This is a genomic window from Herbidospora sp. RD11066, from assembly GCF_054661255.1.
Window position 1 is genome coordinate 1 of sequence record NZ_BAAGDO010000072.1, and the last position, 326, is coordinate 326.

General features: G+C 43.9%; 1 protein-coding gene. It reads left to right on the plus strand.

Going from position 1 to position 326, the window contains the following annotated elements; translation table 11 throughout:
* A partial coding sequence (locus tag ACYQ78_RS39380) for a hypothetical protein (RefSeq protein ID WP_459806103.1) occupies nucleotides 1-326 on the plus strand: 326 nt, incomplete at both ends.

Sequence of the window (326 nt, forward strand, 5' to 3'; positions counted from 1 at the left end):
AAACTGATGGAAGAAAGTTCCCTTCTTGATGTTGGCACCAGGGCACATTTCATACCTCCAAGTCGTCAAAGCGGTGAAGAAAAACATGGCAGACACACACAGGAACACCACAGAAGACTGGAAGAACAGAAGTCAAAAATTGCGGGTTATATTTACCAGAAATACAAAGCCCATCCTGAATTAAAAGGCATGCTCTCCAGAGACCCAGTGTTCTTCCAGGAAATTAAACAGGAAGTCCAGCTCAAACTCAGGCGGTATTTCAAACTAGCACCAAAAGTCAAGAGTCTTCAAAATGTCTTGGAGACTTTGCGCAAGCAAGAGTCCCT